27 protein-coding genes and 1 tRNA gene are annotated in these 24,742 nt (G+C 44.6%); 14 read left to right on the top strand and 14 right to left on the bottom strand.

Annotated elements, in window-relative coordinates; translation table 11 throughout:
• Positions 1-3 precede the first annotated feature (3 nt).
• The 9 genes from FD961_RS08330 to FD961_RS08290 all read right to left on the bottom strand — a co-directional run bounded on the left by FD961_RS08330 (position 4) and on the right by FD961_RS08290 (position 9,949).
• Positions 4-738 carry a 1-acyl-sn-glycerol-3-phosphate acyltransferase gene (locus FD961_RS08330; protein WP_215393445.1) on the bottom strand — a complete coding sequence of 245 codons (735 nt, stop codon included), beginning with the start codon at positions 736-738 and terminating at the stop codon, positions 4-6.
• Positions 739-745: 7 nt separating this feature from the next.
• On the bottom strand, positions 746-1,318 hold the full coding sequence (gene gmhB / locus FD961_RS08325; protein WP_215393444.1) for a D-glycero-beta-D-manno-heptose 1,7-bisphosphate 7-phosphatase: 573 nt from the start codon (positions 1,316-1,318) through the stop codon (positions 746-748).
• Complete coding sequence (gene glyS, locus FD961_RS08320; protein ID WP_215393443.1) at positions 1,315-3,453, bottom strand: glycine--tRNA ligase subunit beta; 2,139 nt, start codon at positions 3,451-3,453, stop codon at positions 1,315-1,317. The genes gmhB and glyS overlap by 4 nt, the downstream gene beginning before the upstream one ends.
• Positions 3,450-4,334, bottom strand: coding sequence for a glycine--tRNA ligase subunit alpha (glyQ, locus tag FD961_RS08315; RefSeq protein WP_215393442.1), 885 nt, complete (start codon positions 4,332-4,334; stop codon positions 3,450-3,452). The genes glyS and glyQ overlap by 4 nt, the downstream gene beginning before the upstream one ends.
• Positions 4,335-4,393: 59 nt before the next feature.
• Positions 4,394-5,920, bottom strand: a complete 1,527-nt coding sequence (gene lnt / locus FD961_RS08310) for an apolipoprotein N-acyltransferase (protein ID WP_215393441.1) — start codon at positions 5,918-5,920, stop codon at positions 4,394-4,396.
• A gap of 9 nt (positions 5,921-5,929) precedes the next feature.
• Positions 5,930-6,766: an HlyC/CorC family transporter gene (locus FD961_RS08305; protein ID WP_215393440.1), complete on the bottom strand. Its 837-nt coding sequence runs from the start codon at positions 6,764-6,766 to the stop codon at positions 5,930-5,932.
• 37 nt (positions 6,767-6,803) lie between these two features.
• Positions 6,804-7,283 carry an rRNA maturation RNase YbeY gene (ybeY, locus tag FD961_RS08300; protein WP_215393439.1) on the bottom strand — a complete coding sequence of 160 codons (480 nt, stop codon included), beginning with the start codon at positions 7,281-7,283 and terminating at the stop codon, positions 6,804-6,806.
• A complete protein-coding gene (gene miaB, locus FD961_RS08295; RefSeq protein WP_215393438.1) occupies positions 7,273-8,619 on the bottom strand; it encodes a tRNA (N6-isopentenyl adenosine(37)-C2)-methylthiotransferase MiaB in 1,347 nt (448 codons plus the stop codon). The genes ybeY and miaB overlap by 11 nt, the downstream gene beginning before the upstream one ends.
• A gap of 67 nt (positions 8,620-8,686) precedes the next feature.
• Complete coding sequence (locus tag FD961_RS08290; RefSeq protein ID WP_215393437.1) at positions 8,687-9,949, bottom strand: putative Na+/H+ antiporter; 1,263 nt, start codon at positions 9,947-9,949, stop codon at positions 8,687-8,689.
• A 58-nt stretch (positions 9,950-10,007) separates the two neighbouring features.
• On the opposite strand from FD961_RS08290, the gene FD961_RS08285 reads away from it, so the two are divergent.
• Both FD961_RS08285 and FD961_RS08280 read left to right on the top strand, forming a co-directional pair.
• Complete coding sequence (locus FD961_RS08285) at positions 10,008-10,418, top strand: rhodanese-like domain-containing protein (protein ID WP_215393436.1); 411 nt, start codon at positions 10,008-10,010, stop codon at positions 10,416-10,418.
• Between the two features lie 43 nt (positions 10,419-10,461).
• Positions 10,462-10,851, top strand: coding sequence for an OsmC family protein (locus tag FD961_RS08280; protein WP_071466147.1), 390 nt, complete (start codon positions 10,462-10,464; stop codon positions 10,849-10,851).
• Between the two features lie 43 nt (positions 10,852-10,894).
• On the opposite strand, the gene FD961_RS08275 is transcribed toward FD961_RS08280, so the two are convergent.
• Together FD961_RS08275 and FD961_RS08270 are read right to left on the bottom strand one after the other, a co-directional pair.
• Complete coding sequence (locus FD961_RS08275; RefSeq protein WP_251371257.1) at positions 10,895-11,182, bottom strand: lipoprotein; 288 nt, start codon at positions 11,180-11,182, stop codon at positions 10,895-10,897.
• A 47-nt stretch (positions 11,183-11,229) separates the two neighbouring features.
• Positions 11,230-11,592, bottom strand: a complete 363-nt coding sequence (locus FD961_RS08270) for a Rap1a/Tai family immunity protein (RefSeq protein WP_215393435.1) — start codon at positions 11,590-11,592, stop codon at positions 11,230-11,232.
• Between the two features lie 103 nt (positions 11,593-11,695).
• Between FD961_RS08270 and FD961_RS08265 the strand changes: the two genes are divergently transcribed.
• The gene (locus FD961_RS08265; protein WP_215393434.1) at positions 11,696-12,220 is read left to right on the top strand and encodes a gamma carbonic anhydrase family protein; all 525 of its coding nucleotides are present in this window, start codon (positions 11,696-11,698) and stop codon (positions 12,218-12,220) included.
• A 12-nt stretch (positions 12,221-12,232) separates the two neighbouring features.
• Positions 12,233-13,162 carry an AEC family transporter gene (locus tag FD961_RS08260; RefSeq protein ID WP_215393433.1) on the top strand — a complete coding sequence of 310 codons (930 nt, stop codon included), beginning with the start codon at positions 12,233-12,235 and terminating at the stop codon, positions 13,160-13,162.
• Here FD961_RS08260 and maiA read toward each other — a convergent pair.
• Positions 13,130-13,822: a maleylacetoacetate isomerase gene (gene maiA / locus FD961_RS08255; protein ID WP_215393432.1), complete on the bottom strand. Its 693-nt coding sequence runs from the start codon at positions 13,820-13,822 to the stop codon at positions 13,130-13,132. The genes FD961_RS08260 and maiA overlap by 33 nt on opposite strands.
• Before the next feature lie 89 nt (positions 13,823-13,911).
• Here maiA and FD961_RS08250 point away from each other — a divergent pair, with 89 nt between their 5' ends.
• Positions 13,912-14,541, top strand: a complete 630-nt coding sequence (locus FD961_RS08250; protein WP_215393431.1) for a trimeric intracellular cation channel family protein — start codon at positions 13,912-13,914, stop codon at positions 14,539-14,541.
• Here the strand turns inward: FD961_RS08250 and ggt are convergent.
• Positions 14,528-16,126, bottom strand: coding sequence for a gamma-glutamyltransferase (ggt, locus tag FD961_RS08245; RefSeq protein ID WP_215393430.1), 1,599 nt, complete (start codon positions 16,124-16,126; stop codon positions 14,528-14,530). The genes FD961_RS08250 and ggt overlap by 14 nt on opposite strands.
• Positions 16,127-16,302: 176 nt before the next feature.
• On the opposite strand from ggt, the gene FD961_RS08240 reads away from it, so the two are divergent.
• Positions 16,303-17,973: an MFS transporter gene (locus FD961_RS08240; RefSeq protein WP_215393429.1), complete on the top strand. Its 1,671-nt coding sequence runs from the start codon at positions 16,303-16,305 to the stop codon at positions 17,971-17,973.
• 64 nt (positions 17,974-18,037) lie between these two features.
• Here the strand turns inward: FD961_RS08240 and FD961_RS08235 are convergent, their stop codons facing one another.
• Positions 18,038-18,649, bottom strand: a complete 612-nt coding sequence (locus FD961_RS08235) for an MOSC domain-containing protein (RefSeq protein ID WP_215393428.1) — start codon at positions 18,647-18,649, stop codon at positions 18,038-18,040.
• A 50-nt stretch (positions 18,650-18,699) separates the two neighbouring features.
• On the opposite strand from FD961_RS08235, the gene FD961_RS08230 reads away from it, so the two are divergent.
• The 8 genes from FD961_RS08230 (at position 18,700) to FD961_RS08195 (ending at position 24,621) form a co-directional block, all read left to right on the top strand.
• On the top strand, positions 18,700-19,107 hold the full coding sequence (locus FD961_RS08230) for a hypothetical protein (RefSeq protein WP_215393427.1): 408 nt from the start codon (positions 18,700-18,702) through the stop codon (positions 19,105-19,107).
• 54 nt (positions 19,108-19,161) lie between these two features.
• Positions 19,162-19,238 (top strand) — tRNA-Met (locus FD961_RS08225).
• 61 nt (positions 19,239-19,299) lie between these two features.
• Positions 19,300-19,833: a DUF2878 domain-containing protein gene (locus FD961_RS08220; protein ID WP_215393426.1), complete on the top strand. Its 534-nt coding sequence runs from the start codon at positions 19,300-19,302 to the stop codon at positions 19,831-19,833.
• 119 nt (positions 19,834-19,952) lie between these two features.
• Positions 19,953-21,044: a recombinase RecA gene (gene recA, locus FD961_RS08215; RefSeq protein WP_201721694.1), complete on the top strand. Its 1,092-nt coding sequence runs from the start codon at positions 19,953-19,955 to the stop codon at positions 21,042-21,044.
• 4 nt (positions 21,045-21,048) lie between these two features.
• Positions 21,049-21,567: a recombination regulator RecX gene (gene recX / locus FD961_RS08210; RefSeq protein WP_215393425.1), complete on the top strand. Its 519-nt coding sequence runs from the start codon at positions 21,049-21,051 to the stop codon at positions 21,565-21,567.
• 187 nt (positions 21,568-21,754) lie between these two features.
• Positions 21,755-22,924, top strand: a complete 1,170-nt coding sequence (sucC, locus tag FD961_RS08205; RefSeq protein WP_215393424.1) for an ADP-forming succinate--CoA ligase subunit beta — start codon at positions 21,755-21,757, stop codon at positions 22,922-22,924.
• A 15-nt stretch (positions 22,925-22,939) separates the two neighbouring features.
• Entirely contained in the window at positions 22,940-23,833 is an 894-nt protein-coding gene (gene sucD / locus FD961_RS08200; RefSeq protein ID WP_215393423.1) for a succinate--CoA ligase subunit alpha, read from the top strand.
• Positions 23,834-23,916: 83 nt separating this feature from the next.
• The gene (locus FD961_RS08195; RefSeq protein ID WP_215393422.1) at positions 23,917-24,621 is read left to right on the top strand and encodes a TerC family protein; all 705 of its coding nucleotides are present in this window, start codon (positions 23,917-23,919) and stop codon (positions 24,619-24,621) included.
• Positions 24,622-24,742 lie beyond the last annotated feature (121 nt).

The following is a 24,742-nucleotide window of genomic DNA, read 5'->3' as shown; positions in this document are numbered from 1 at the left end:
CAGTTAGTTATAAGCGCTTGGGTCAATTATGCGCATTTCTGCTTCAATCCAACCTTCTACTTCTTGTTGAAGTTCTTCCCCTGATTTACCCTCTGAAGTAATTACTGGCCCGATTGAAAAAATCACGGTACCAGGCTGCTTCAAAAAACTATTTTTTGGCCAGCAAGTACCAGCATTATGGGCGATGGGAATGACTAATGCTCCAGTGGCACTAGCTAAGCGTGCTCCACCTTTGCGATATGGCTTTGTAGAACCTCGTGGAGTGCGAGTACCCTCTGGAAAGAGCATGATCCATTTACCCTCGCTTAAACGCTTACGCCCTTGGCTTGCTACAGATAGAGCCGCTGTTTGTTTATTGGCACGATTGATATGAATCATTTTGAGTAAAGCCAAAGCCCAGCCAAAGAAAGGAATCCAAAGTAATTCACGCTTGAAGACAAAGCAGAGCTGCTTTGGCAACAGCGCTATGTAAGCAATCGTTTCATAGGCGGATTGATGTTTACTTAAAATAATGACGGGCTCATTCAAAACTGCGCGCATATGCTCCATGCCACGAATTTCATAATGTATATCGCAGAGATGCCATAGCAGCCAAATCACAATTTTGTTCCACAAGCCGATAAAGCTATAGCGATTTTCTGGACTCAAAAAAGGAAATACCAGTATGCATAGCACTGACCAAATTGGCGTAAATACCAGTAAGAAAAGTGCGAATAGGGCGGAGCGAATGAAGACCATGAATATCCTAAGCTTGGTTTTCTAGCAGTGTAGTTGCAAAAGCCATCAGATCTGCATGAATTTGTGTGCCCTCTGGTAGCCCACCTTTAGCTAGAGTTTTTGGGCCTTTGCCGGTCAGCACTAAATGAGGTGATGCACCTAGAGCTATCCCAGCTTGTAGATCTCGTAATGAATCACCAACAATCGGCACACCCAATAACGGTTGGGCACGGTTCGTCTTTTTGTAACGCAGGGCGATTTCTTTCATAAGTCCAGGCGCTGGTTTGCGGCAATCGCATGCACTAGCATCGGTGTGCGGACAAAAGAAAATGCTGTCGATATTGCCGCCTAGGGGCTGGAGTAACTTTTCCATCTTGCTGTGCATTGCATGCAGATCACTCATTGCAAAGTAACCTCTAGCTAAGCCAGACTGGTTGGTGGCAATCGCAATCTGATAGCCAGCTTGATTCAGTAGTGCGATCGCTTCAAGGCTTCCAGGAAGCGGCACCCACTCATCTACGGATTTAACGTAATCATCGCGATCTTCATTGATCACGCCATCACGATCGAGAATAATGAGCTTAGAAGAGCTAGTGCTCATGCTAATTTGCCGAGATCGGCAACGAGATTCATTTTCTGGTGAAGTTGTTGCAGAAGTGCCAAGCGGTTATCGCGCAGCTCAGGATTAGGGTCCATCACCATCACATCTGCAAAGAATTGATCAATTGGAACGCTCAGAGTCACGAGTGCTTTTAGGAGCTCTACAAATTGACGCTTTTCATAAGCAGCATTTAGTGCTGGGCTGACTGTTTCCAAGGCTTGGTATACGGCAACTTCTGCTGGGATTTGTAAAAGATTTTTTAAGCATGCAGCAGGGATAGCAGTAGCCGTCTTCTTGAGAATATTACTGATGCGTTTATTGGCTGCAGCTAGTTGTGCCGCTTGAGGTAGCGCATTAAATTCACGTAGAGCTGTCAAACGCTCAATTAAATCATTAATTTGTGCTGGTGATTGGCTGAGAACAGCTTCAATTTCTGCACTCGTAAATGGTTTACCGGCCACCGACTGGTCGCGTAGATAAGCGCGAAGGCGATCAATGATGAATTCATAAATGTCGGCTGCTTTGGCTTTCTCTTTAACCTCATTTTGCGAAAATTGTGCGCGTGCCAATTCGATTAAATCGGGCAAACTTAAAGAAAGATTCTTTTCTGCAAGTAGACGACAGATACCAAGTGCATGACGACGCAGTGCGTAGGGATCTTTATCGCCTGTAGGGGCCAAACCTACGCCCCAAATGCCAACGAGAGTCTCTAGCTTGTCAGCGAGAGCCAGAATTGTGCCAGTTTGAGTTTGTGGGAGAGTATCGCCAGCAAAGCGTGGCATGTAATGCTCACTGCAAGCCGCTGCAACTTCAGCATTTTCACCATCGTGCTTGGCGTAATAACTTCCCATGATGCCCTGAAGCTCTGGGAACTCTCCAACCATATCAGTCAACAAATCAGTCTTAGCAATCTCTGCTGCACGACTGGCTAATTTTTCATCTGCATGGAGTTTTTGAGCAATGCTGCTAGCAATCGCCTGAACGCGTTTAGTGCGATCAAGTTGGTTGCCTAGTTGATTGTGATAAACCACTTTTCCAAGATCAGCAACCCGTGAAGCTAATGGACGCTTTTGGTCTTGTTGGAAGAAAAACCGAGCATCTGAAAGGCGAGGGCGTATAACGCGTTCATTACCAGAGATGATGGCCTGTGGTGTAGCTGTTTCAATATTAGAAACAATTAAGAAACGATTGCGTAACTTGCCATGCTGATCAGTCAAAGCAAAGTACTTCTGATTCGTTTGCATTGTCAGAATCAAGCACTCTTGCGGAACCTCTAAGAACTCTTGATCAAAATGACACTCGTAAATAGCTGGCCATTCAACAAGAGCAGTCACTTCATCTAATAAGCTGCCTGGCATCAAGACTAAATCGTCCCCAGCCGCTTTCAACAAAGCCGCTTCAATTTGTGAGCGACGCTTGCTAAAACTAGGAATGATTTTTGCTTTATTTTGCAGATCATGCTCGTATTGCTCTGCTGCGCTAATAGTAAGTATCCCGGGCGCTAGGAAGCGATGCCCTTCGGTTTGCTTATTAGCATGAATTCCAAGACTGCTGATCTTGAGAACCGTATTTCCGTGCAAGGCAATAATGCGATGCGCAGGACGTGCAAATTGGACATCGACTAACTGGCCATCTTTTTGAAGCACTTGGTAGTGCATCATTTTTGCGATTGGTAGCTTGCTCAGCGTTTGCTCAAGTGCAGTTTGTGCGGTTTGCTCGAGCGCTGCACCTTTTGCAATGACGTTTAGAAAAAGCGCCTCATTCTTACCTTCGCCTGATTTTTCCAAAGTAGCAAGGTCAATATCACCATAGCCAAGTGCTGCTAATTTTTTTAGTAAGGGGGGCGTTGCTTGTCCCTCAGCGTCATAAGCAATACTCGTTGGCAGTAACTTTTCTCTCACTGGATAGTCTTGCGCTTGACTGAGTACATTACTAATCTGAACTGCTAGACGACGGGGGGTAGCAAAGCTATTAACAGCAGATGATTCTGTTGTGAGATTAGCTGCTTTGAGAGCATTAAAAATACCCTCACTAAAGGCATCACCCAAACGACGAAGTGACTTCGGCGGTAATTCTTCAGTGAATACTTCAATCAATAAGTTGGCTGATTGAGGGTTGGAGTTAGATGTGCTCATACTTTGGCTTGGCGTTGACACATAGGGAAGCCGAGTTTTTCTCGGGATTCGAAATAAGCTTGGGCAACTGCGCGAGATAGGTTTCGGATGCGGCCAATATAGGCAGCACGCTCGGTCACTGAGATGGCGCCACGTGCATCCAAGAGGTTAAAGGTATGCGCAGCTTTGAGAACCATCTCATACGCAGGCAATGCCAACGGTACTTCCATTAAGCGCTTTGCTTCGCTTTCATAGTTGCTGAAGTTGGCAAACAGAAGGTCAGTGTTGGAGTGTTCGAAGTTGTAGCAAGATTGCTCAACTTCATTCTGGTGATATACGTCACCATAAGAAATTCCTTCAGCCCAAACAAGGTCATATACGTTTGAACAGTTTTGGATATACATTGCCAAACGTTCAATACCGTAAGTGATTTCACCCAAGACGGGTTTGCAATCTAAGCCCCCTACTTGCTGAAAGTAAGTGAATTGGGTAACTTCCATGCCGTTGAGCCAAACCTCCCAACCCAATCCCCATGCGCCTAGCGTTGGGTTTTCCCAATCGTCTTCTACAAAACGAATATCATTTTCTTTGAGGTCAAGTCCAAGTGCTGCAAGAGAGCCTAAGTAGAGCTCAAGAATATTTTCTGGAGCAGGCTTGAGAACTACCTGATATTGATAGTAGTGTTGCAAGCGATTGGGGTTCTCACCGTAGCGACCATCTTTTGGTCGGCGAGATGGCTGAACATAGGCCGCCTTCCAGGGTTCTGGACCGATGGCACGTAAGAAAGTGGCGGTATGAGACGTACCAGCACCAACCTCGAGGTCGATAGGTTGCAATAGGGCACAACCTTGTTGGTCCCAATAATCTTGAAGTTTGAGAATGATTTGCTGAAAAGTAAGCATGATTAACCTGGCTAAGCCATTGATTTTACATGGCTAGGATGCTGCAGAGTCAAAAATGACTAAAAACGTCGATGACGAATAAAGCCCCAGATCAGCAGGAGGCTGGAAATACTCAAAATAGGGATATTTCCCCAGAGGACATAAGGCGTTTTGCCAGAATAGGCCTGCACTTGGGCGTTCAAACTTCCTTGGGTGAATTCTGGCAGGGATTGCAATATCTTCCCATTGGATCCCAGTACCGAGGTAATGCCCGTGTTGGTAGCACGCAAAGCCGGCAGACCGGTTTCTAGGGAGCGCAATTGTGAAAGTCGTAATTGTTGAGCGGGTGCTTGAGATTGACCAAACCAAGCCAAGTTAGTTAAGTTAATCAAGAGATTAGTAGATTCTGGATTGCGCCGAATTCGACTGGCAAGTTCACCACCAAAAACATCTTCATAACAAATAGTGATGGCTGCATGAAGCGAGGGTTGATTTTTTCTTCGAACAGTGAAATTGGCTTGATCATTTCCGCCTCTTGCAAAGTCGCTTAAGGGAACGCTAAAGGCATTAATAAACCAATGAAAACCAGGTGGAATAAATTCACCAAAAGGTACCAAATGATTTTTATCATAGAGATAAGCTGACGAATTCTGCGAGATGCCTAGTGCACGATTGGAATACTCTCGACCATTTGTTGCATCAGCGTCTCTACCAATGACTCCAAAGAGAAAGTTATTGCCTGTTCGATTGGATAGGCTTTGCAAGTTCTCAATAAGACCGCTAGGTAAGTTATGTTCTGGCCAGGGAAAAGCAGTCTCTGGAGCAACTACCAGCTCTGCCTGTGACTGCGATATTGAGGCATCATAGAACTGAATTTGCTTCAATATACCCTCAGGTCTAAATATGAGGCTTTGAGCAAAATTTCCCTGAATTAATTCAACGGTAATGGGTTCACCAGTTGGCTTGGTAAAGCTCCATAGGCTTGAAATGATTGTTAGTGCGCCAATGAAGATTATTGATGTAGCACTATTCAAGAATGCATTTTTGAGTCTAGTGATTTGCCAGGAGACATAGACAGTTAAAAATGTGCAACCTAGACCGCCTACATAAGGCGCAATACCAGCAAAAGGCCCATTCACTTGGGCCTCAGCAAGCCCCATCCATGGAAAACCCGTAAATATTTCGCCACGTAAATACTCACTTATTACCCAACTAGACGCTAGAAATAATCCAAGCATGCTCGTGTTTTTAAAAAGACGTATTGATGCTGTTGCGACAGAAAAATAGAGCGCTACATAAGCTGAAAGTAAAAATACGGCGACACATGAAAGCAGCGAGTTCATGCCGCCTACATCATGCAAGCTGATATAGAGCCACCACAAGCCGATTACGAAGTAGCCAAGCCCAAAAGCAAATCCAAGAGCAAAAAAGTTTTTGAAGGACTTAGATTTTTGAGTATCTAGTTGCCACCAAATAAAACTGAGAATAGGAATCTGAATCCAGCCGCCATAAGGCAGTTCTGCAGCTCCAGCGAGTAATGCGCCTAATGAAAAAAGGATCAGCACTTGTACTGCATAAAGACTCTTAGAGGATTGCTGCTTAAGCAAAGGGGGTCCTTAGTCAGCTTTTTTGGATGCTTGTCGCGCTAGCAAGATATGTATTTGCCGCGGATCAGCGCGCTGCACTTCAAATTCAATACCTTCTATTTCAATGAGCTCGCCCATTTTAGGAACGCGACCTAGATGCTGAATTACGAGACCGGCAACTGTTTCAATGTCTTCAACTGCAAAGTGAGTGCCAAGCTTGTCGTTCAACTGCTCGAGTTCAGTAATTCCTTTGATGCGAATATCACCGTTATCTAAAGAAATGATGTTATCCGCCTCTTCATCAATATCGTGTTCATCCTCAATGTCACCAACAATTTGCTCCAGAACATCTTCGATGGTGATGATACCTGCGATTCCGCTGTATTCATCAACCACTACAGCTAAGTGATTACGATTGTCTTTAAAGTCACGCAATAAAACGCTTAAACGTTTTGATTCAGGAATAAACACTGCTGGGCGTAACCAGTCGCGCACCTGAAAATCTTTTTCAGTGGAGTGACGTAGTAGATCCTTGGCAAGCAGAATTCCGATGACGTTATCACGAGTTCCTTCAAATACTGGAAAGCGAGAATGTGCAGCTTCAATGACGCTTTTTACAATTTCAGAAAGGGGTAGATTGATATCAATCCAATCGATTTGCGCGCGCGGCACCAAGATATCTCGTGCAGATAGCTGGCCTACTTGAAATACACCCTCAATCATTGACAGTGCATCGGCATCAATGAGGCCTTCTATTTGGGCCTCGCGGAGTGTATCAATCAGCTCTTGACGACGTTCACTAGGACTAGTCGGTTGAGGAGATAAAAAATCAGCTAAGCGATCTAATAGGGATTTGGGGTCAGACATCTTGCAAGAATAGCGTAGAAATGTGTCAGATTAAGAATTACAGCGACAGATAGGGGTTAGCAAAGCCTAATTTTTTAAGGAGGGCAATTTCTAGAGCCTCCATCTTTTTAGCGTCTTTTTCTACTTCGTGATCGAATCCATGGGCATGCAGGCAGCCATGAATAATTAAATGAGCTAAGTGCGCCTTTAACGTCTTGCCTTGTGCTTTCGCTTCTTTCTGAATCACGGGCAGACAAAAAATAATATCTGCTACAACATAACCTTTCGAATGCTCATAAGGAAAGGTTAAAACATTGGTAGCGTAATCTTTTTTGCGAAATGCAAAGTTCAGCTTTTTACCCTCAGCTGCATTTACAAAGCGCAGTGTCAATAGACCCTCTTTATTAGTCGTAGATTTAATCCACTTCCTAATTAGCACATTAGAGGCGGTCTTTTCGATCGTAGACTCAATTGCAGGGCTTGCAAACTGAATGTCGATAACGAGCTTGGAGTTACTTGGCCTAGGATTAGTTTGCATGGGCCCCTACTAATTCGCCTCTCAGGGTGTAGTTGAGCACTTCGGTAATCTGTATATCAGCCATTTTGCCAATGAAAGGCTCAATATTTTGAGCGGGTGCTTTGAAGTGAATCACGCGATTATTTTCAGCGCGCCCTTGCAGGTTTACGCCATCTTTTGCCAAACCTTCAATCAATACCTTCTCGGTATTACCTAACATTTTTTGACTAATGTGATTGGCTTGTCCTTCAATCACGCTAAGTAATGTTTGCAAGCGTTTCAGCTTCACTTCGTAGGGCGTGTCATCACTTAAGTTTGCAGCTGGCGTTCCAGGACGCGGACTGAATATAAAGCAAAAGCTATTATCAAACTCTAGTTCTCTAACCATCTTTAAGAGTTTCTCAAAGTCCGCATCAGTTTCCCCTGGAAAACCCACAATGAAATCGCTAGAGAGGGTGAGGTCTGGACGAACAGCGCGCATCTTGCGAATAATGCTTTTGTACTCAAGCGCTGTATAGCCACGTTTCATCGCCGATAGCATGGCGTCTGACCCATGCTGTACCGGCAAGTGAAGATGGCTTACAAGCTTTGGTACCTTTGCATAAACATCGATTAAGCGCTGTGTAAATTCTTTCGGGTGACTGGTTGTAAAGCGTATGCGTTCAACCCCAGGAATTTCTGCAATGTACTCAATGAGAAGCGCAAAGTCAGCAATCTCTTCGGTGCCACCCATTTTCCCAAGATAGGCATTGACGTTTTGCCCAAGAAGAACAATTTCTTTGACGCCCTTGCTGGCAAGTCCAGCAACCTCAGTCAGGACATCATCAAATGGCCTAGATACTTCTTCACCACGGGTATAAGGTACGACGCAGTAACTGCAATATTTTGAGCAGCCTTCCATGATCGAAACATAAGCTGAGCCACGGGTCTGGCGTGAGGCAGGGAGGTGATCAAACTTTTCAATCTCTGGGAAAGAAATGTCTACTTGAGAAACTCCAGTTTTTCGACGCTGAGCAATGAGGTCTGTTAAGCGATGTAATGTTTGTGGACCAAACACCACATCTACATAAGGCGCACGACTGACGATTTGTTGACCTTCTTGACTGGCAACACAACCACCAACTCCAATTAATAGATCAGGCTTCGTTTTTTTGAGTTCACGTAAGCGACCCAGATCAGAGAACACTTTATCTTCTGCTTTTTCTCGAATCGAGCACGTATTTAAGAGTACGACATCCGCATCTTCGGGAGTGTCAGTCATGACCATGCCTTCATCAGCATGGAGGAGGTCTGCCATCTTGCCCGAGTCGTACTCGTTCATTTGGCAGCCAAAGGTTTTGATATAGAGCTTTTTCATATGCCGTTCTCAGGTTTATAGCTGGGGGCGAAGCTCAGATTTTACTGTGAGAACGGGTTTGACCTTCTTATAAGAGTCGGTAAGCCGCAATCGCAACCAGTGTGGGCGGTATTGCGGCCAGTAGCAGGTAGACAGCTGACACAGCGCCGCCAGGAAAATGGCCGCGGAGTATGGCGATGCCAGCAGGATTTGGTGCATTAGCAATGACTGTAAGGCCTCCACCAGCCACTGCTCCGCCCACTAAGGCTAGTTTGAAATCCAATGAGGTTCCGGTAACAAGCGAACCTAAATACGTCAGCGCAGCATTATCGGTAATCGCTGTGAGCGTTAAGCTGCCATAAAACACCGCTGTAGGACTCATCATCTCAAGGATTGGTTGTAACCACCATCCTTGAAGGCCTCCTAAGACCACTAATCCAGCCAAGAAGAAGCCCACCAGTAAAGCTTCTTTGAGAATTAGCGGGCTTTGATGTTTTGGATAGGCGGTGGTGTAACCAATAAAAAACAGCAATAACCACATAAAAATAATCGGATCGTGTGCAAATATGACCACACCAAACAAAAAGAGGAGGTGCATGAAAATTACGGCGAACGGTATTCTATTTTCTTTATTAGCAGTGTTGGGTTCAATCAACTGCTGATGAAACAGCAAAGTGGCAGCAAGGGCATTGATAAAAATAGCAATGCATGATTCCAATCCAAAGTTAGAAAACATGAATGCTGAACTCCATTGCCAAGTAGAGGCAACCATCAGCACGGGAGGCGCAGCAAAATTAGTAAGCGTGCCGCCAATCGAAATATTGACGAAAAGAACACCCAAAGTTCCAAAGAGTAAAGTCTTCGAGCATTTGTGACGGTAGACTAGGTCGCGCAACAGAAATGCGGCAAGTGTCATTGCTGCTGGCTCTGTAATGAGTGAGCCAAGGAGTGGGGTAATGCCAAGCGTTAAAAAATAAAGCGTTGGTGCGCTACGGGTGCGTAATAAAAACTGTAGTCCTTGTGCAAGCTTATGTAGGATTTGTGTGGAAACAAATAAGATAGGCTTGCTACCCGCCACAATCATGATGGCAAAAACAAATAAGGGTTCAGTAAAGTTTCGTTGGTCTAAATATGCTTTAGCAGAGCCCAGGCTGTCTATGAGAGACATGTAGATCACAAGTACAGCAGCCCAAAAACCGAAGACAATTTCTACCTCACCTAAGAGATGCCAAAGACCGGCATGCCTTGGAGAATTTTTGGCTAAAGACTCAAAATAACCTGTGCAAAAGGTGTGCAGGACGGCAATTGCAAAAATAATGCTTGCGCCAAGTTCTGTAGGGGTAAAGTTCATAGCAGAATGTTAGCAGGTGGCCCAATGATTTGGGATGCTTTCACTTTAGGAGATTTTGGTGAAATTGAAGATTGGATATCAGGCGCTGATTGATGATGCAATGGCGCAGGTTGAAACGGTGCCCTTAGATCAAGCACAGAAATTATTGGCTGATCCCAGTACGGTATTTGTAGATATACGGGATATTCGCGAGCTTGAGCGTGAAGGCATGATTCCAAACGCGCTACATGCACCACGTGGCATGCTGGAATTTTGGGTTGATCCAGACAGCCCGTATTACAAACCTATTTTTGGCGAAGGTAGGCGTTTAGTTTTATATTGCGCTTCTGCTTGGCGATCCGCTTTAGCAACTGAGACCTTACAGAGAATGGGGGTTCCTAATGTTTCTCATTTGGAGGGTGGCTATAGTGCGTGGAAAAAAGCTGGATTGCCAGTGGCGGAAAAAGTAAGTAAGCCTACTGTGGTTTGAATGAGTAATGAGAAAATAGTGACTTGAGATAATTGGAGACATCATGAAAAAAGTGGTATCGCAGTTCGGTGAAGGACCTTTACAGCAAAAATTGACCGTGGGAGATTTACATTTCTTATCGGATGCTTACACCAGCAATGGCGGCACAGAAACTGGCCCTACTCCGCACGAGTATCTGGGTGCGGCATTGGCTGCATGTACAAGCATGACATTAAAAATGTATGCAGGTCGCAAGTCGATGAGCTTGGAGAATGCGATTGTGACGGTAGATATTGAGCGTCTAGATGATGTTGAGACGTTTACCCGTGATATCCAATTAATTGGCAGCTTAAGCGCGGAAGAGAAAGTACGTCTAATCGAAATTGCTAATAAGTGCCCGATTCATAAGGCCTTAGCAGGTGACATCCAAATAAAAACCCAGCTTGTAAATTAATACAAGCTGGGCATTTTGATGCTGTAATACTTAAAGCGTTAAATTAGTTTGGTGCGTTTGCAGGTTTGTTAGTCTTGCCAGCGTTATAACCAGCGTTGTATTCCGATGCCTGCTCTTTTTTGTAAGCATCGTATACATAGCCAGATGCTGCGCCAACCGCTGCGCCACCAACGGCACCCCAAATTGGATTGCCATGGAAAATGGCGGTACCAACAGCGCCAGCTGCTGCACCAATACCTGCGCCAGATAATGTACGTTGTTCAGTATTGCTCATATTTGAGCAGCCAGCTACTGTAAGAATTGCTGCGGTAATCGCGATAATTTTTTTCATATCAACGGATCCTTTAAATTAATTTTGAATTGATTTGCTTGTCTGAATTATTTTCTGGCGCAAGGAAAACGTGCGGCCAAGAAGCCCAAGAAAACACCTGAGGCTGGTTTATCAGCAACTTGTTGGTTGGATTGGCCAAACTTGACAAAATCAGCAATAACTTCATCACGACCTGGAGCTGGCTGTTTTACACAAATAAATGGTTTTGCACGCTGGGGATGACGTGTAGCTAGATACGTGTCATAAATTGCAGTTGAATAACCAATACAGAAGCTACGTGATTCTGGGCTGGCTGGAAGCTTGCAAACATTGACGAGCTCTTGTGTGCTGAGAACTTTGACGGATTCTTGTGCCTGCGCTAGGCCAGAAAATGCTGCAAGAGCGGCTAAAACTACGAGGACTTTCTTCATGGGTTCTCCCTTATATGTATGTGGAACTATCATAAACTAGGACATTGGAATAATGATATCTCTATGTGATTAGGGATGACCCTAGAGAATTGATAATAAATTTATGGCCATATTTGAACTAGATGGAAATGTCCCTCAACTTGCTGAGGGCGCTTGGGTTGCTGAAAGTGCAGAAGTGATTGGTAAAGTAGAGCTCCAAAAGGATGCCAATATTTGGCCCAAAGTTGTTATCCGTGGCGATAACGACCTGATTCAAATTGGTGAGGGCAGTAACGTGCAAGATGCATCTGTTCTGCATACCGATCCTGGTTATGAGCTCATCATTGGTAAGGGTGTGACTGTTGGTCACCAAGTCATGTTGCATGGTTGCCATATTGGCGACGGTAGCTTAGTTGGCATCGGCGCAGTGATTTTGAATGGTGCCAAGATTGGTAAGCATTGCTTAGTTGGGGCTGGTGCACTCATCACCGAAGGAAAAGAATTTCCTGATGGCTCAATGATTATTGGCTCGCCTGCTAAGGCAGTTAAAGAGTTAAGTCCGGAGCAAATCAATAGTATCGGTGCGATTGCTGGGCGCTACGTAAAAAATGCTCAGCGCTATATCAAAACTTTGAAGAAGATCTCTTAAGATTTAAATCAATTGCTCTACGTATTTAATGTAGTCCTACCTGTATTTGCACTCATACTGATTGGGTATGTCTGTGGTCGCGCAGGCAAATTAGGCGAGAGTGCATCGATTGAGCTAAATCGCTTCGTAGTTTGGCTGGCCTTACCAGCCCAACTTTTTAATTTTGCAGCCAATAGTGGATGGCAAACACTTTGGCAACTAGAATTCATCACTGCTTTCTTCTTAAGTTGTCTGATTGTTTTTGTTTTAGTGCTTGGTGCTAGCTATTGGAGAAGTGGGGACTTAGCGGCAGCGAGCTTTAATGGCCTCAGCGCCTCCTATTCAAATACGGGCTATATGGGCATCCCCCTTTGTGCGCTAGCTTTGGGGCAAGATGGATTGGCGCCCGCCATCATTGCGACTTTCATTGTTTTTGTGATGTTTGCGTTGGCTACAGTATTAATTGAGATTGGGATCTTGTCTCATAAAAAGTCCCATGATGTTATTTTGAGTGTACTGAGATCGCTTTGTAGTAATCCACTCTTGATTGCGCCAGTTGCCGGCTTACTGTGGGCGTCTTGCAACGTAGCAATGTATGACCCTATCGCACAAATTATTTCATTTTTAGCTGCAGCTGCGACTCCTTGCGCTTTAGTATCGATCGGATTATTTTTGCTACAAAAAAGTAAAGCAGTATCCAGTCAAGCATGGGGTATTAGTATTGCTAAACTCATTATTCAACCCATCATTGCATGGGTAATTGCTGGGCCGATTTTGAAATTACCCACACTTTGGTTAAATGCGATTGTCATTTTGAGTGCATTACCAACGGGGACAGGACCGTTTATGTTAGCCCAGTATTACAAAGCAGATGGCAGCATTATTTCTCGGGTGGTATTGATTACCACGGTGGGTTCCTTGCTTACCCTGTCATTTTGCCTGTGGTGGAATAGCGGGATTTAATCCTTCCGCATCTATTTGCTTTTCCCAGGAGGCGCTGATAAAAGCAGGAAGCCCCATGCATTCATTTAAGATGCGCACGAGTGTTGGATAAGGACTTAAATCTATTTTGCTGGCTAGGGCATTAAATAGTTGCGGTACTAAGCAAATATCAACGAGACCCGGTTGATCACCATAGGCAAAGCGACCCACACGTCTGTCGCTACTGAGGCGCTTTTCTAAGCTAGCTAAGCCAACTGTTATCCAATGTTGATACCAAGTGTCTTTTGCTTCTACACTAATTCCCAGTTGTTTTATTAAGTAGCGCAAGACTCTTAAATTATCGATAGGGTGAATATCGCTAGCGATATCTAAAGCAAGAGCGCGTACCCACGCACGATCAATAGGTGAGATAGGGAGTAGCGACGGATTGGGCTGCATTTCTTCTAAGTACTCAATGATGGCCAATGATTGATGAATATGAGTTTTTCCATCATCGAATAGCGGTACTAGGCGATTGGGATTCTTGTTGGTGTATGCCTCTGAAAGTTGATCGCCGCCATTTTTATTTAAATGGACGGGGATTACTTCATAGTCTATGCCTTTGAGATTGAGGGCAATACGAACTCTAAAGGCTGCAGAGCTGCGCCAAAAACTATATAACTTAGGTTTAATTGCATTCATATCAATCTCTTAATGAGCTGGTATTGATTAGTATATTGATGATGAATAGTTTAGGTTGAGTTTGGACAAAGTGCTTTAGACTAATTGCTATGGAACAGATTCAATTTTGGATTGGTGTGATCGCAACAATGGCGTTTGCTGTTACGGGCGTTCTGGCGATTGCCGATCGTGGAGTCGATCTCTTTGGCGTATTGGTTCTTGGCCTCATTACTGCAATTGGCGGGGGAACCATTCGTGACATTATTTTGCAGGCACCTGTTTTTTGGTCAGAGAACCAAATTTACGTCTGGCTTGCATTGGCTGCGAGTGTATTGACCTTTGTTGCCGAATCCTTTTTTACTCAACCTCAAATTTATCGATGGATGCTCTACATCGATGGGTTTGGGGCAGCGCTATTTGGAATTCAGGGTGCAGATAAAGCATGGGGTATGGATTTTGGTTTGCCCGTAGCCCCAGTCATCCTCGGTGTGATTACGGCGATTGGTGGCGGCCTGATTCGTGATATTTTGGCTGGCAGAAAAACACTCATCATGTCGCATGAGCTGTATGCGATTCCAGTAACGTTAGGATGTTGCGCCTATGTATTGATCCTAAACTTCGCTCCGCAATATGCGATTCAAGGTTCAGTGCTGTGCATGCTGGCAATCTTTGGATTACGCGCAGCCGCAATTTATTGGGATCTGCGCGTACCAAAATTATTTATTACTAAAACGCGCTAACAGCTCCATCACTGCGAGGATCCCAGCCGCCACGTAATGTGCCGGATGGTTCTCTAATGATGCAGCCTGCATGACCAACGGTCTCATCAAATGCATCGAGCATTTCAATTTCATGGCCCATTGCATGCAGCTCTTTTGCAACCCAAGGACTAAAGCGAGACTCTAACTTCAAACTATCACTGGTTTGACCCCAGGTGCGTCCTAGTAACCAGCGTGGACGACTGATAGCATCTTGTGGATCAAGCCCATAAGTTGCTGTACGCGTAAATACTGCACATTGTGTTTGTGGTTGACCATCCCCGCCCATTGTTCCGTAAACCATTGAACGCCCATCTTTAAATAAAGCCATCGCTGGATTTAAGGTGTGGAATGGCTTGCGATAGGGCTCAAGATGATTGAGTGTTTTTGGATCTAGGGAAAAACTGCAACCACGGTTTTGCCAGTTCACGCCTGATTTTGGTAAAACAATTCCGGCACCAAATTCGTGATAAATACTTTGAATGAAGGACACGCAGTTACCGTCACCATCAATCACTCCCATCCAAATAGTGTCTGCAGGCCCTTTACCTTGGCCCCAAGGTAAAGCTTTATTTGGGTCAATATTTTTTGCCAGTTTTTTCAGGAATGCAGGTGATAAGAAAGATTGCGCATGTTTTGTCATATAAGCAGGATCAGTAACGAATTGGTCACGGATCTTAAATGCTTGCTTCGTGGCTTCAACGCAGTGATGAACATACTCAGCGCTATCTACCTTGAACCGTTTTAAATTCAATTGATCAAGGATGCCAATAATCATCAAGGAGACTACGCCTTGTGTTGGTGGAATCATGTTGTAAACGTTGCCAAGGCTGTGTTTGAGCTCAAGCGGATCAATTAGTTTTGCCTGATGACGCTGCAGGTCACTTAACCGCAGAGGGCTACCAATATCCTCGAGCTCTTTACCTAATATGGTTGCAAGGTCGCCGCGATAAAAATCATCAGTTCCCTTTTCTGCAATTTGACGCAAGGTCTTAGCAAGACGTCCTTGTTTAAAAATACTACCCACCGCTGGCGCTTTGCCATTAACGAGAAACGTTTTTGCAAAGCCAGGAATAGGACTCAGTTCCTCACGTTTTTTCGCAGTTAGGCTCGATTGACTAAAGGTAACTGGCACACCAGCTTCTGCGTAATAGATGGCATCAGCCAAAAGACGTGAAAGAGGAATTTTGCCGCCTAGACCCTGCTGAGATAATTTGTGCGCTGCACCCCAGCCAGAGATCGTGCCAGCAACTGTATTGGCTGCGACTGGGCCGCGAAATGGAATCGCCTTAGTGATACCACGCTCTGCATACCACTGCTTGGTGGCTAAACCAGCAGCTGCGCCACAGGCATCGATGCCGCCCATTGCCTTACCTGGAGAGTGGACAACCCAAAAAGAATCGCCACCAATCGAGTTCATGTGGGGGTAGACCACGGCGATAGTAGCTGCTGCAGCAACCATTGCTTCTAGGGCATTACCACCCTCTCTTAATACTGCTAGTGCCGACTCCGATGCGAGTGAGTGCGGCGCTACTGCCATTCCTCGAATTCCCCATTTGGCTTGCATTTATTTAATCTCCGCTTTCAATGTTGTGTTTAGCATTTATTACATTGTAGAGCTCGGGAAAACCCCACCCTTAATTGATGAGGAATTACCCTAAGTAGTGGATTTCTTTGATTTTTTTCAAAGCATAATCGACCCGTTGTTTTTACTTCATTAAAAAAAATAGTTAGGAGCTACTGATGTCAACATCAACTAAAGCAGCCCCAATGACCGCTGAAGAGCGCAAAGTTATTTTTGCTTCCTCATTAGGTACGGTTTTTGAGTGGTACGACTTTTATCTTTACGGTTCACTTGCTGCAATTATTGCTAAGCAATTCTTCTCAGGCTTAGATGCTGGCTCTGCCTTCATTTTCGCTTTGCTAGCGTTTGCTGCCGGTTTCATCGTGCGTCCATTTGGCGCATTGGTGTTTGGTCGCTTGGGTGATTTGATTGGTCGTAAGTACACCTTCTTGGTCACCATCCTCTTAATGGGTGGCGCTACCTTTATCGTAGGTATCTTGCCTAACTATGCAACGATTGGTGTTGCTGCTCCAGTTATCTTGATTGCATTGCGTATGCTTCAAGGTTTGGCTTTGGGTGGTGAGTACGGTGGTGCTGCAACCTATGTTGCAGAACACGCTCCTAACGGTCGTCGTGGTGCATATACTGCTTGGATTCAGACAACAGCTACTCTCGGCTTGTTCCTCTCCTTGCTCGTGATTTTGTTTACACGTGAATTCACAGGTCCAGACTTTGATGTTTGGGGCTGGCGTGTTCCTTTCATCGTTTCTATCGCATTGTTGGCAATCTCTGTCTGGATTCGTTTATCCATGAATGAGTCACCAGCTTTCAAGAAGATGAAAGAAGAAGGTAAGTTATCTAAGGCACCATTGACAGAGTCATTTGGTCAGTGGAAGAACTTGAAGATTGTGATCTTGGCATTGTTTGGTTTGGTTGCAGGTCAAGCAGTGGTTTGGTATACCGGTCAGTTCTATGCCTTGTTCTACCTTACACAAGTGTTGAAGGTGGATGCCAAGACTGCAAACTTGTTGATTGCTGCTTCATTGGTAATCGGCACACCATTCTTTGTGGTATTCGGTAGCTTGTCAGACAAGATTGGCCGTAAGGTCATCATCATGGGCGGTTTGTTATTGGCTGTGATTACTTACATCCCTAACACGCCAGTTTCTGTGTTTAATGCCTTGACCCACTTTGCTAACCCAGCTTTAGAAAAAGCAATGGCAACCGCACCAGCAACTATTACTGCCGACCCAGCTGAATGTACCTTCCAGTTCAACCCAACTGGTACAGCGAAATTCACTAGCTCTTGTGATATTGCAAAGCAAGTGATGGCCTCCAACTCTGCTAGCTATAGCACTGTTGCCGCTCCAGCAGGAACTACGGCTGTTGTGAAAATCGGTGATATCGAAATCCCGGGTTACACATCAAAAGGTATTGATCCTGCTGAAGCAAAAGCGAAAGATGCTGAATTCAAAAAGGCGATTCGCGAAGCTTTGAATAAAGAGGGTTATCCAGTTAAGGCCGATCCAGCACAAATTAATTATGTTGCTGTATTGCTCTTGTTGGTTTACTTAGTGCTATTGGTAACTATGGTTTATGGCCCAATCGCTGCGATGTTAGTTGAGATGTTCCCAACTCGCATTCGTTACACCTCTATGTCATTGCCTTACCATATTGGTAACGGTTGGTTCGGCGGCTTATTACCAACGATCTCCTTTGCCTTGGTTGCGCAAAACGGTAACATTTACTACGGTCTCTGGTATCCAATCATCATTGCTGCAATGACTTTGGTTATCGGTACATTGTTTGTACGTGAAACTAAAGATGTAGATATTTATGCACGTGACTAATCGGATTTAAGTATCTTTAGTCCGCGGTAACGAAAAAACCCGATCACAAAATGATCGGGTTTTTTTATTCCCATAAGTCTTTTTGATTGCGATTGCCTAATAAACTTTTATTTTGCTGCGCAATCGAGGTATCTCTTGATCCTGGAATCAAGGTGATTGAGGCTCCAGCAGTAAGCGTCCCCGTCTTGAGAACTCGTAGGTACCAGCCGCTATAGCCTGACTGGAGCATCGCTTTACTGGCACCCTTATAGGCAACGGCAGCATTAAATTTGAAGCAAGGTTCACGGAGTTTGACAACGGCAAATTCGAGCTCTCCAATGATGAATTTGTCGCCAACAAAGACTTCGGTTTCTACTAAGCCTTCAATAGTGAAATTCTCACCTATTGCACCATACTCAAGAGAAACGGATTTTTTAGTTTCACGAGTAAGTAGTTCGTTCCAAAAAGCATAGTGTTCTGCTGGGTAGACATAAATTGCTTTTTCAATTCCGCCATGTACGCTCAGATCTGCTTGCTCATCACCTTTAATTCCAAGATGATTGATCTCAACCGAGATAGGATTCTCTATATTGCTGATGCTTTTTTTATGAATGGCTGAAGCAACAGATTTGTAGTTAGGATGGTGATTGCCAAATAGAGGAAGTACTTTTCCGCTCGAGATCGATAAGATGCGCATATATAAAATTGACTGATAAGATCTGCGTTATAAAACCATGAAAGCAAATAATGCGCCTTTCTGTGCCGCTAGCCACAATATTTTTTTACATGCTTATTGCTCCAGTCGCATTTGCTAAATGGGATGAAGAGCGGGATATGACTACCAATGGCAAGGAGGAGTTGGTCTACTATTTCAAGGTGAATGAGCAAGGCCAAAAGTTAGTCCTTGATAAATATGTAAAGCGCTTAATCTTTATCCAAAAGGATCGTTTGTACAAGCGCTTTATTAAACAGATCAAAATTGATGGGGTGCCGGTTGAAACAATGAGTGATCCCTTCTCGCATTACCCAGAGCAAACAGCCATCACCTTTGAAAACAAGGATGAAGTACTGAAAAAGCTATTTTTAGCCAAGGCAATTGAGGTTGATGTTCAGTATGGCCGTGACCAAGGGGTCAGTATTTTTAAGATTAAATAGGCCTCAGAGTCTTATTTGGACAGAGTCTCTCCTATCATTTATAATTACCAGTTCGGCGAATTAGCTCAGCTGGTTAGAGCGACGGAATCATAATCCGCAGGTCCGGGGTTCAAATCCCTGATTCGCCACCAAATCTAAAGGCCATTGCCCCGCGGCAGTGGCCTTTTTCTTAGGCTGGTTGGGTGCTTTGATATGGCTAAATTTTGGAATTTTGTCTTTTTCCAGCTCGGTTGGTTTGCCTGTGTATTGGGTGCGGCTAATAAACAGGTGTTTTGGGCTGTTCTTGCTACCTTGGCTTATATAGCCTTTCACGTTTGGCGCTTGGATGAGCCTGCCACTTCAATGCGGCTCTTGAGTAAGGCGCTAATTTATGGGATTGTGGCCGATACCCTGATAGTTCATTTGGGCTACTTAGACTTTCAGGATGCCTGGCCTGGAAGTTATCTATCTCCAGCATGGATGTGGGTGCTCTGGGTTTTGGTAGCTACCACCATTAATGGCTCTTTATCTTGGCTTCGCGGCAGGCCCATTTTAGGGGCTGTTTTAGGCGGAATTTGTGGCCCCATGTCCTATGAAGCGGGTATTCGGATGGGAGCGGGCGCCTGGGGTCCTGGAGGCCAAACTATTGGATTTGTCTTGGTTGGCGTGGTTTGGGCTGTAGCCATTCCCTTGTTTTTCTATTGGGATCGCACCCCGCTCGAACGTGGCCTAGTAGAAAATCTGTAAATTCCTTTAAAAAGTCGCTTGCAAATACTACTGTTTTTATATACAGTGACTCATAAGTTGTTACACAGTAGATAAGACTTCGGGAAAAAGCCCAATACATAGCGAAAAGGGAATTAAAAATGGCCTTGGATGACAAAAGAAAATCAGCCTCCTCAGAATTTGAGGGAATGAGCGGAGACAAACAAAAAGCATTAACAGCAGCCTTGGCACAAATTGAGAAGCAATTTGGCAAGGGTTCAATCATGAGATTGGGCGATGCTGAAATTAGTCAAGACATTCAAGTGGTGTCGAGTGGTTCACTCGGTTTGGATATCGCTTTGGGTGTTGGTGGTCTCGCACGCGGTCGCGTGATTGAAATCTACGGCCCAGAATCATCAGGTAAAACTACTTTAACTTTGCATGCGATTGCAGAAATGCAAAAGCTTGGTGGTACTTGTGCGTTTATCGATGCTGAGCATGCATTGGATGTGCAGTACGCATCACGCCTTGGTGTAGATGTAAATAATTTATTGATCTCTCAACCGGATACTGGTGAACAGGCTTTAGAGATTGCTGATGCTTTAGTGCGTTCAGGATCCATTGATTTAATTGTCATTGACTCGGTTGCCGCATTGGTTCCAAAGGCTGAGATTGAAGGCGATATGGGCGATTCATTACCAGGCCTGCAGGCTCGTTTGATGAGTCAAGCCTTACGTAAATTGACTGGTGCCATTAAGCGTACCAATACAACGGTAATCTTCATCAATCAAATTCGTATGAAAATTGGCGTGATGTTTGGTTCTCCAGAAACCACTACTGGTGGTAACGCGCTCAAGTTCTATGCTTCTATGCGCTTGGATATTCGTCGCATCGGTAGCATCAAAAAAGGTGATGAGGTTGTCGGTAATGAAACTCGTGTGAAGGTTGTCAAGAACAAGGTTTCTCCCCCATTCCGTGAAGCTATTTTTGACATCATGTATGGTGCCGGCATTTCTAGAGAAGGTGAAATCATCGATATGGGTGTTGAAGCCGATCTAGTTGAGAAGTCAGGCTCTTGGTATAGCTATAACGGCGATCGCATTGGTCAGGGTAAAGACAATGTACGTGAGTTTTTGAAAGAAAATCCAGCAATTGCAAAAGATATCGAAACAAGAATCCGCGAGAAATTGGGCGTTAAGTCCGGTTCAGCAGTAGTGACTGACGTGCTCAGCGAGGAAGAGGAAGTCGAATAATTCGATGTCAGAATTAGGTAGCAAAAAACCTAAACAAAGCCCGAGTCTCAAAGCTCGGGCTTTGCGTCTTTTATCGCTCCGAGAATACAGCCGTAAAGGTTTGAGGGCGAAGCTTTCTGAATCAGAAGCAAGATGGGCGAAGCTGGGGGGTGAGCAACTCGAGCAAACCCCGCAAGCGACTGCCTTAAGTATTGAGGTAGTTTTAGATGATTTCGAGTCCAGAGGCTGGTTATCGGATGAGCGCTTTGCTGAGGCCTTAGTTCGAAGGCGTAGCGAGCGTTATGGCATGCGTAAGATTGCTGACGAGCTCGAGAGAGCGGGTGTGGACATAAAGCAGTCTGCCAAACTTCTTGGGGTGCTTAAGGAGACTGAATTTCAGCGTGCTTATGATTTGTGGGCAAGAAAGTATGGCGAAAAAGCGCAAGATCAAAAAGAGCGCGCTAGGCAATATCGCTTCTTGGCATCCAAAGGATTTGGTGCCGATGTGGTCGCTAAGGTGATCGGCGGCCATTGTCCAGATTAGGGCAATTACGGATCTGCAGACACAATTTGCCGCGTTGCAGCATGCTAGACTTAAGAAGTCGGTAAAACCGTTCGCATTTATTCAAATTTAGCTAATTTAGCTAAATTCAGAGTAGGTATGGGATTTTGACGACATTGCTTTACCAATCCTCATTGCTTGCTAAAAAAGATACCGTTTCGGAGTAATTATGAAAATTCATGAGTACCAAGGCAAAGAACTTCTGCGCCAATTTAATGTGCCTGTACCAAACGGCATTCCCGCATTTAGTGTTGACGAAGCGGTGAAAGCTGCTGAGAAACTAGGCGGCCCAGTTTGGGTTGTTAAGGCTCAGATTCATGCTGGTGGACGCGGCAAAGGCGGTGGTGTGAAGTTGGCTAGAAGCATGGATGAAGTGAAGAAATATGCTTCTGAAATTTTGGGTATGCAACTCAAGACGCATCAAACAGGACCAGAGGGTCAAAAAGTTAACCGCCTCTTAATCGAAGACGGCGCAGATATTAAAAAAGAGTACTACTTCAGTATCGTTACAGATCGTGGCACACAAAAAAATGTGATCATGGCTTCTAGCGAAGGCGGTATGGACATTGAGGAAGTGGCTGAATCTCATCCAGAAAAAATTATTAAAGTATTTGTTGATCCATTGATTGGGTTGACAGATGCGGATTGCGATATCGTTGCTAAGGGCATTGGTGTTCCGGATGCCTCTATTCCTATGGCTCGGGATGTATTTAAGAACTTGTACAAGACTTACTGGGAAACCGACGCTTCATTGGTTGAAATCAACCCATTGATTCTGGAAGGTAACGGCAAGATTAAGGCGTTAGATGCGAAGTTCAACTTTGATCCAAACGCATTATTCCGTCATCCAGAAATCGTTGCATACCGCGATATCGATGAAGAAGATGCTGCTGAAATCGAAGCTTCTAAATTTGACCTTGCATACATTTCTTTGGACGGCAATATCGGCTGTTTAGTGAACGGTGCTGGTTTGGCAATGGCGACAATGGACACCATTAAGTTATTCGGTGGCGAGCCTGCAAACTTCTTAGACGTTGGTGGTGGTGCCACAGCAGAAAAAGTGACTGAAGCTTTCAAAATCATGTTGAAAAATAAAAGTGTTGAAGCCATTTTGGTCAATATCTTCGGCGGCATTATGCGTTGTGACGTGATTGCTGACGGCGTTGTTACTGCATGTAAAGCAGTAAACCTGACGGTACCCTTGGTTGTGCGCATGAAGGGCACAAATGAAGAGCTCGGCAAGAAGATTCTGGCTGACTCAGGCCTGCCAATTATTAGCGCCGATTCAATGGCTGAAGCTGCTACCAAGGTAGTTGCTGCTGTTGCCAAAAACAAATAATCCGGGAATTTCAATATGTCTATTTTGATTAATAAAAACACCAAAGTTATTACACAGGGTATTACTGGTAAGACTGGTCAGTTCCATACTGAAAAATGTCAGGAATACGCAAACGGTAAAAACTGTTTTGTTGCTGGCGTGAACCCTAAAAAAGCAGGCGAGTCAATTTTTAATATTCCTATTTATGGAACTGTTAAAGAAGCTGCTCAGCAAACTGGCGCAACTACTTCTGTAATCTATGTTCCGCCTCCCGGTGCTGCTGCTGCGATTTGGGAGGCAGTAGATGCTGACCTCGACTTCGTTATTTGCATTACTGAAGGTATTCCAGTGCGTGACATGCTTGAAGTGCGTAACAAGATGCGTGCAAAAGAAGCGGCTGGCGGCAAGAAGACTTTATTGCTTGGACCTAACTGCCCAGGCATCATTACTCCAGACGAACTGAAGATTGGCATCATGCCTGGCCATATTCATAAGAAAGGCCGCATCGGTGTTGTGAGTCGTTCCGGTACATTGACTTACGAAGCAGTTGGTCAGTTGACAGCAATTGGCTTAGGTCAATCAACAGCAGTTGGTATTGGTGGAGACCCAATCAACGGGTTAAAGCACATTGACATCATGCGCATGTTCAACGAAGACCCAGAAACTGATGCCGTCATCATGATTGGTGAAATCGGTGGACCAGACGAGGCTGAAGCAGCTCGTTGGTGTAAAGAAAACATGAAGAAACCAGTGGTTGGCTTTATTGCTGGCGTAACTGCGCCTCCTGGGAAGCGTATGGGCCATGCCGGCGCATTAATTTCCGGTGGTGCAGATACTGCTGATGCCAAGCTCGCCGTAATGGAAGAGTGTGGCTTCAAAGTAACTAAGAACCCATCTGAAATGGCTGCTTTATTAAAAGCGATGTTGTAATAAAAAGGGCACTGCTTACGCAGTGCCCTTATCTAGTTTTGAATTATTAGTAAATAAAAAATAAAAAAGTAGGGAGACAAGATATGGATTTTTCAGCATTTTCAGACGCCACTTTTTGGGCGGCTCTTTTATCTATCATCGTTGCAAATATCTTGCTATCTGGTGATAACGCAGTTGTGATTGCTTTAGCATCACGTAATTTACCATCGCATCAGCAAAAGAAAGCCATTTTCTGGGGTAGCGCGGCAGCTATTATTTTGCGAGTGGTCCTCACAATTACTGCGGTTCAATTGTTAACACTGCCTTATCTCAAGATCATTGGCGCAATTCTTTTGGTTTATATCGGTGTACAGCTATTGGCAGATAGTGATGATGATGCGGATATGGAAGGCAGCTCACATATCTGGGGCGCTATTCGGACAATCTTGGTAGCTGACTTGGTGATGAGTTTGGATAATGTGATTGCTGTTGCAGCAGCAGCTCAAAAAGGTCCAGAAGAAACCCGTTTAATTTTGCTAATCATTGGCCTGGGCTTATCAATCCCCTTGATTATTTTTGGTAGCACCATGTTGTTAAAGGTAATGGATCGCTTCCCAATCATCATTACCTTAGGGGCAGGCTTGCTTGGTTTGTTGGCTGGCGGGATGTTGGTTGATGATCCTGCTATCAAGGACTCTATTCAAGAAGCAATGTCGGATGCGCATATGATTTTTGAAGGGGTTGGTGTTGCGTTTGTTATCTTGCTTGGTAATTATCTTAAGAAAAAGAACGCGTCTAAAGAGGGCTAGTTTTCTCACCCAAGAATCAGAAAAAGCCAGCCCTAAAAGCTGGCTTTTTTATTGATAGCTTCCTTGAGTGTAAGAGGTATAGACTGGATGATGAGGCATTTCACCTCAGGAGCTAAAAGAT

Origin of the sequence: Polynucleobacter sp. TSB-Sco08W16 (assembly GCF_018687455.1) — a bacterium.
In the GTDB taxonomy this organism is placed as follows: Bacteria; Pseudomonadota; Gammaproteobacteria; order Burkholderiales; family Burkholderiaceae; genus Polynucleobacter.
The sequence above is the reverse complement of the archived record's forward strand: the minus strand, read 5'-3'. Positions and strand labels throughout refer to the sequence as shown.